Annotated in this window: 7 protein-coding genes; 4 read left to right on the top strand and 3 right to left on the bottom strand. The window is 53.7% G+C overall.

What is annotated here, in order from left to right; genetic code table 11:
* Window positions 1-95 precede the first annotated feature (95 nt).
* On the bottom strand, window positions 96-767 hold the full coding sequence (locus tag K5905_RS23235; protein WP_297588353.1) for a hypothetical protein: 672 nt from the start codon (window positions 765-767) through the stop codon (window positions 96-98).
* Between the two features lie 5 nt (window positions 768-772).
* A complete protein-coding gene (locus K5905_RS23230; RefSeq protein ID WP_297588352.1) occupies window positions 773-1414 on the bottom strand; it encodes a corrinoid protein in 642 nt (213 codons plus the stop codon).
* A gap of 176 nt (window positions 1415-1590) precedes the next feature.
* On the opposite strand from K5905_RS23230, the gene K5905_RS23225 reads away from it, so the two are divergent.
* A complete protein-coding gene (locus tag K5905_RS23225) occupies window positions 1591-2619 on the top strand; it encodes a LacI family DNA-binding transcriptional regulator (protein WP_297588350.1) in 1029 nt (342 codons plus the stop codon).
* Between the two features lie 423 nt (window positions 2620-3042).
* Here K5905_RS23225 and K5905_RS31635 read toward each other — a convergent pair whose 3' ends face one another.
* Window positions 3043-3162, bottom strand: coding sequence for a hypothetical protein (locus tag K5905_RS31635; protein ID WP_367187011.1), 120 nt, complete (start codon window positions 3160-3162; stop codon window positions 3043-3045).
* Window positions 3163-3723: 561 nt separating this feature from the next.
* Here K5905_RS31635 and K5905_RS23220 point away from each other — a divergent pair.
* From K5905_RS23220 to K5905_RS23210, 3 genes are all read left to right on the top strand, one after another.
* Window positions 3724-3960, top strand: a complete 237-nt coding sequence (locus tag K5905_RS23220; RefSeq protein WP_297588348.1) for a hypothetical protein — start codon at window positions 3724-3726, stop codon at window positions 3958-3960.
* 672 nt (window positions 3961-4632) lie between these two features.
* Window positions 4633-5040, top strand: a complete 408-nt coding sequence (locus K5905_RS23215) for a LysR family transcriptional regulator (protein ID WP_297588346.1) — start codon at window positions 4633-4635, stop codon at window positions 5038-5040.
* Between the two features lie 12 nt (window positions 5041-5052).
* Window positions 5053-7108, top strand: a 2056-nt coding sequence (locus tag K5905_RS23210) for a molybdopterin-dependent oxidoreductase (protein WP_297588344.1), incomplete at its 3' end; no start/stop codon positions are given.

Genomic DNA, 7108 nt, shown 5'->3' with positions numbered 1-7108 from the left:
TGTCGGTCTACGGCTCTCATCCGGAGAACCCTTTCAACCGCCGGAGATATCAGGCATTGTTCGACGACCGGGAGCGAAAGCCCTGAGTTCGGCTTTCACAGGTGGACCGACAGACCAAGCAGAGAGTGGAGGGGGCGAAAGCACCCGGAATCGGTCACACTGACACCGTGATCAATCTCCTCGAAGCACTCGATCAAGGATTGAACACTCTTGGGATCCCAGGTCTTTTGTTTTCCGCAAAGATCGGACGTAAGAACTGGTACTTGTCTGACTTTGCGACCGGCTGAATTCATTTTCTGCATGCGGTAGGAATATCGGCCGAGTGCGAAAAGAACTTCGCTTGCCAGGTCGGTTTGCACGTGGTGGACAGCATAATCGTGTGCCAGACGCTTGAACGCCTCCTCTTGCGAGTATCCAAGCGTGAGAAGATAGGCTGTCACGTTTGCCCCATTGCTGAGGTCTTGGCTTAAGCGCGGGTCGTTCAGGGTGATCCGGCCGGCAATTTCAGTGCCAATGGAGCTGATGCGTGTAGGAACAGCCTTGAGGACGATTAGGGGAGTGGCCAGGTCCGCAATACACTCTGCAGCGCTCTTCAGCCATCGATCCAGCTCGGCGGCGCGACTACCGCCGCGGGCAAACAGGCGCGCATATTGTTTCTGTCGGCGGATTCTGCCGAATGCCACATTCAGCAGGCCGGCTAATGGTACTTCTTGCTGCTGTACGTCCTTCAGCTCCGAAATCGAACGCGCATCCAAGCCAACGTACATGGAAACTAGGCCGCCAGACCAAGGGCACGTTTGACGGCCTTAACTGCTCCAGGGGCATCTTCGCCAAAAGCATCTGCGCCGATCTTGTCTGCATAATCCTGTGTGATGACCGCACCGCCAATGACAATTTTGGCCTGGTTGGCAGCTTGGCGCAGATGCTTAACCACGCTGATCATCTGCGGTTTTGTGGTGGTCAAAAGTGCACTGAGGCAGACAACCTGATTGCCCCGCTCAACGGCCTTGGCAAAATCCTCGTCCGGCACGTCGACCCCCAGGTCTTCGACTTCGAAACCTGCGCCCTTGAGCATCATTACAACCAGGTTCTTGCCGATATCGTGGAGGTCGCCCTTGACGCTACCGATGCAAACGCGGGCCAGGGGTTCATGCTTGTTTGCCGCTAGAACCGGTTCGATGATGTCAATGCCTCCCTGCATAGCCCGAGCGGCAACGAGCATCTCCGGGACGAATATCTCGCCCGACGAAAACTGATCCCCGACTTCCGCCATTGCGGGGATCATGGCGTCGTTGAGAAGCAGCCCGAGATCTTCTCCCGCGTCACGGGCCTTGGTTACAAGCGCTACTACGGTCTCACGATCGCCATCGCAAATAGCTTCGAACAGTGCGTCCTTTTCCTGTTCCGACAACATGCGAGTTTCCTTTCGTTTTGAATGCGCATGCAAATTGAATGAAAAAGTTGCACAAGTCAACTATCCGTCTGTGAAAAAAGGTTAAACTCTGCTTGATTTCATAGGCAGGTTGGCGTTGCCTCCAGCATGTATTTGACTAGACTGCATGAGTTTTTTTGGAACAGTGGCGCGTTGGCATGAACAAGAAATCAATCACTTCTTATGATGTGGCCAAAGCTGCAGGCGTGTCGCAATCAGCGGTTTCGCGCGCCTTTTCTCCGGGTGCTTCCATAGCCAAGGCAACCCGCGACCGGGTACTTCAGGCGGCCAGCGATTTGGGATACCAACCCAACGCCATCGCACGCAGCATGTCTTCGGCGCGGATTGAAACGCAGCAGAAATCCGGAATGGTCGGCGTCGTCGTGACAAGATTGCAGGATCCATTCTTTTCCCGAACCATCGCAGGTCTGAGCCAAAACATTCAGGCTCGGGGCTGGCAGATGCTGCTCTTCACCGTGGAGTCGGAATCTGAAGTTGATGCCGCCATGAATTCGCTGATGCAGTACAAGATCGATGGTGCAATCATCATGTCCGCAATTCTCAGCGATCAGATGGCGGAAACCTGTCAATTGCGCGGAATTCCGGTGATGCTCTACAACCGGAGTGCCGACGGGCTTAACGTGAATTCAGTGCAAATCGACAATGTTGAGGGCGGGCGTCTTGCAGCGGAATTTCTGCTGGAGGCAGGCCACGAACGTATTGCATTCGTCGGTGGTGAAGAAGACGATGAGACGTCCAAGGCGCGCGAAAGCGGATTTGTCGACCGCCTATCCGAAGACGGGATCAAGCTGCTCTTCCACGAAGAAGGCAATTATACTTTTGAAAGCGGTCGAGAGGCCGCACTACGGCTCTTTTCCAGAAATCAGCGGCCAGATGCAATCTTCTGTGCCAGCGACGTCATGGCGCTTGGTGTCCTCCATGCGGCACGCTATGAGCTCGGTCTCGAAGTTCAGAAGGACTTTTCCCTCCTTGGTTTCGATGACATCCCCGAGGCTAGCTGGCCCGGGCACTCGTTGACGACAATCCGTCAGCCTATCAGGCGCATGATCGTCGAAGCGGTTGATGTCCTCGTTGAAAACATGCAGGACCCGGAAATGCTCACTCGCCGGACTTCCTTTGCCGGAAAGCTCATCCTGCGTGGTTCATGCCGTAGGACTGTTTTGTAACCGATGGTGGCCATGTTTACTGATATCGGAGTTGCCCTGTTCCAAACTTGTGTTCATGGCTCGGAAACTTGATGCTGAGCGACTTTGTTACCCGACCGTATCAACCCCAAATTAGCGCATGAACCCCGAACCAGAAACGGGTGAGCCTCGATGCTGCCGAAACTCAGAAATCGAATTGAGCCACTTGAGCGGGACTGATCGGATCAGGCCAACGGTTCAACTTCACCCTCCCTTGAATTTTCCGGAATGAAGCATTCCTTCGTCCTTGATTTCATCCCAGGCGGCTTTGGAATCGACCCAAACATGATGAACTATTCTCAGATTTTCTTCGCCTTGCGACGACAATCCGATGGGGATGGGCGTCCGCGTTTCATCATTCGGACGAGGGAGTGGCGAACCGCACGATTTACAGAATGCAGTTTCTCAATCTGTGTCGGGGTTCTTCCACGAAACTATGCTGCCTTTTCCGTGCAAGAGCCTGAATGCCGTGTTGCTAACAACAACCATCGGAATTCCATTGCTGCCCGTCGATTTTCTGCACATAGAACAGTGGCAATCGAATGCATCCTTGAGTTCCGTGTTGACCAAAAAAGCAACCGCACCGCAATTGCATTCTCCGTCTGCCATCAAACCATTTTCTCCAGATTAGTAATTTGAAACTGACGCCGAATGATTTTGTTTCAGATTCTAAAATGATGTGACAGACCGATCCGTGATCAATTGAGCGGCCTATTGCTTGAGCTCGCAGCTGTATCGGCATTACTCTCTGGTTTTAAAAACACCGATCTTGGTGTCTTCAAAATCGGCAGAAGCTCAAACTGGCTTTGAGTGGTTGCCTTGCGAGACCGTCTGGATCGATTGACGCCGACTTCCGGACTTAAAGTTGGCTTTCAAAACGAAAATGCGTTGAAATTTCAGGGAAAAATCGCTCAATTTGGTGCCATTTATTTGCCTTGGCAGTGTCACTGCATCGCTATCAAATGACCTTCAAGTTGTCGATGATATAGCAATTTTTCACCATAGTTGGTTCGCAACATAGGCGTGCATTCGCTGGTGGAAATAACCATGTGGCGATTGCCCCTTAAACCAATCACGGAGATTTCCATGCTTAAACGTCTTGCAGGAACTTTTGTCCTTGGCGCGTTTGCAGCATCTGTTGCGACGTTGGCCCATGCACAGGTTGCAGACTTTGCGACCGTTGACGCGGACCAGAACGGTCAGGTGTCTTTTGAAGAACTATCCGTTGCTGGTGTTCCTGTGTCGGAAGAAGTGTTCCAAGCCGCAGATGCCAACCAGGACAGTGTCCTTGATGAGGCTGAATTCAGCACACTCGGACAGTAATGGTCTCTGGGCTGATTGATCGGCAGGCTTTTGTACTCCTCCCTGCGAACAAACGCCACCATCCGTGTTCAATGATGGGGCATTCTGCCGATCAGAGCGAAGCTGACATGCCAAATCACTTGGCATGTCAGCTTTTTTTTAAGGAGATTGGGTAGCTATCCGTAGTGACTACCGGTCAAGTTTCTTGAGTTGAAACAGATAGTTATCGGCATCAGGTCGCGAGCGCAGCTATTTCGCCGCAAGCGATTCAACAATTCACAAGACTTTGCAGATGTTTGTTAGATCAATTGATAGCGGAGGATCGCTGCCGCTGTTGGGCCTATCTAAGTGTCCTTCGATTTTCACGCAGGATCTGATCGCTTCAAGTGGATCGAAATTCAATCATGCATAGCTTCGGATAGAAGCCGGCTTGAGTGTTCTGGAACACGCCTGGAAATCGAAACCAGTGAGAAGCAGGGCCGCTCAGGAACGCTTCTCCGAGTCAGCCGGACTTGATGCTGGCGATAATATGTCACAAAAAATTTCTAATTTTTGGAATTTTGTGACATATTATTCTGAAAAAAGCGCAATAATTTTAGGTGCATAGCTGAATTCGGAGAAAATACTGGTCATAAAGACTTAAAGCTGCATAATGGTACCAGTATGCAGCTTTTAACATAATGAGCGTGTTCAATGTATGAGAATCTTACTGTGGGGACATCTGTTTCTCGGACGGTCACTGTCGATAGTGAGCGGACAATTGATTTCATGGGTGAAGACTGCCGAGTTTATGCAACGCCGTCTTTGGTGCGCGATATCGAACACACTTGCCAAGATATGATCGTTGAACGCATTCCCGAGGGTGAGGACTCCGTCGGAACAGTTGTGTCGATCGCCCATATCGCGCCAACGCTTCTGGGTATGGAAGTCACTGTTACCGTGACGGTAAAGGAAATCGACGGGCGTAAAGTGGTGCTGGATGTTACGGCTGCGGATCAGCTCGATACGATCTGCAAGGGCCACCATGAGCGCTTCATTGTTGATGTTGGCAAAACCCAGCAAAGACTGCGCCAGAAAGCCGCCAAGCTGCAAGAGTCCTGAGAGGGCCGCGCCATGAGTTCCCAACCCCGCACGGCCACCAAGAGCGTCTCCTCCTACTGCAATCAATGTGTGGCCGGTCCCGATCTGATGAAGATAGACGTCATGGATGGCGTCCCTTATCAGGTCCGACCCAACGGCGCTGCGGCAAAGGTGCATCCGGCGCATGGCAAGGTCTGTGTCAAAGCCTTTGGCCTGATCCAAAAGACCAACAATCCCAATCGCATCAAGACGCCGATGATCCGCACCAACCCCAAAAAGGGCAAGGAAGAGGATCCGCAGTTCCGCCAGGCGACATGGGAAGAGGCGCTGGATTTGATCTGCGGTAAGCTGAACGAGGTCAAGGCCAAGGGCAAGACCGACGAAAGTGGTTTTCCACGCGTCGCGGCGAGCTTTGGGGGCGGCGGAACTTCGACGGCTTACATGGGGACTTTCCCGGCTTTCATGAAGGCCTGGGGCTCGATTGACATGAGCTTTGGCAGCGGCCAGGGCGTGAAATGTTACCACTCGGAACATCTCTACGGAGAGTTCTGGCACCGCGCCTTTACCGTGTCACCGGACACGCCCTTGGTGGAAATGATCATTTCCTTCGGCGCCAATGTTGAAGCCTCGGGCGGGGTCTGCGGCGTGCGCCGTCACGCCGACGCTCGCGACAGGGGCGTGAAACGGGTGCAGGTTGAGCCTCATCTTTCAGTCACCGGAGCCTGTTCAGCTGAATGGATTCCGATCCGGCCCAAGACCGATCCGGCCTTCATGTTTGCGCTCATAAACGTGTTGCTGCATGAGACTGCGCGCGAGCGGCTGGATATTCCCTTCCTGAGGCATAGGACGTCTTCGCCTTACCTTGTAGCACCCAACGGGTTTTATCTACGTGACCCGGAAACGCAAAAGCCGCTGATCTGGGACCTTGCCACTGGTGCCGCGGTGCCGTTCGACACCAATGGAACTGAACCGGCGCTGGAGGGTGAATTCACGGTTTCAGGAGTTGAAGTCGGTCCTGATGATGTAAATTGGAACCACGACCGCATCACCTGCCAACCCGCCTTTGCACATCTGGTTGCGCATGTCGCGCCCTATACACCCGAATGGGCGGCGGCAATCTGCGATGTGCCGGTGACCATGGTGCGCCAAACCGCACTGGACTACCTGGACCATGCCCATGTCGGTGAAACCGTCATGATCGACGGGCGTGAAATGCCGTTTCGGCCGGTGGCAATTTCTCTGGGCAAAACGGTCTCCAATGGCTGGGGCGGCTATGAATGCGCCTGGGCACGGACCCTGATGGCGGTTTTGATTGGCGGCCTGGAAGTGCCGGGCGGTACGCTTGGAACCACGGTGCGGCTGAACCGGCCGGCGGACAATCGCTGGTCAAGTGTTGTTCCCGGGCCTGACGGCTTTATGAATTACCCGATGAATCCAACCCGAAAGGGGGAGTTTCACGAAACCGCAAAATCGCGCCATGCGCATCAGACGCTGATCCCATTGTCGGCCAACTCGCCCTGGTCGCAAGCACTGGGACCGACCCATCTGGCCTGGATGGCCCAGAAGGAAGGCTTTGACCATCTGCCGAAGCCAACCCAGCCGGATATCTGGTTCACGTACCGCACCAACCCGGTGATTTCGTTTTGGGACACGGGTGCAGTGAGCGAAGTCATCGCCAGTTTCCCTTTCGTGGTCTCATTTGCCTATACCCACGATGAAACCAACCACATGGCGGATGTTCTGCTGCCGGAATGCACCGATCTGGAAGGTCTGCAGCTGATACGCATCGGCGGCTCGAAATATGTCGAGCAGTTCTGGGAGCACCAGGGTTTTGCGTTGCGAGATCCGGTGGCAAAGCCCATGGGTGAGGCACGTGACTTTACCTGGATTTCGACACAGCTTGCCAAGGGCACCGGGCTGCTCGAGCAGTATAATGAGGCGATCAATAAAGGTGCAGCCGGAGTGCGGCTGTTCGGAGAAAACTACGATCACAAACTGGATACCTCGGTTGAGTATTCGGTCGAGGAGATCTGGGAGCGGTCCTGCCGTGCTGCCAGTTCCGAGCTCACGGACGGCGCCGAGAGCCAGG

The sequence above is a fragment of the Roseibium sp. genome, assembly GCF_025698965.1.
Taxonomy (GTDB): Bacteria; Pseudomonadota; Alphaproteobacteria; order Rhizobiales; family Stappiaceae; genus Roseibium.
This window is presented reverse-complemented; position numbering and strand designations above follow the sequence as displayed.

What these genes read in the sequence shown, in the direction of transcription:
- K5905_RS23220 (WP_297588348.1), top strand. Translation starts at nt 3,724, where the DNA reads ATGCTTAAACGTCTTGCAGGAACTTTTGTCCTTGGCGCGTTTGCAGCA.
- K5905_RS31635 (WP_367187011.1), bottom strand. Translation starts at nt 3,162, where the DNA reads ATGTGCAGAAAATCGACGGGCAGCAATGGAATTCCGATGGTTGTTGTT.
- K5905_RS23230 (WP_297588352.1), bottom strand. Translation starts at nt 1,414, where the DNA reads ATGTTGTCGGAACAGGAAAAGGACGCACTGTTCGAAGCTATTTGCGAT.
- K5905_RS23215 (WP_297588346.1), top strand. Translation starts at nt 4,633, where the DNA reads ATGTATGAGAATCTTACTGTGGGGACATCTGTTTCTCGGACGGTCACT.
- K5905_RS23225 (WP_297588350.1), top strand. Translation starts at nt 1,591, where the DNA reads ATGAACAAGAAATCAATCACTTCTTATGATGTGGCCAAAGCTGCAGGC.
- K5905_RS23235 (WP_297588353.1), bottom strand. Translation starts at nt 767, where the DNA reads ATGTACGTTGGCTTGGATGCGCGTTCGATTTCGGAGCTGAAGGACGTA.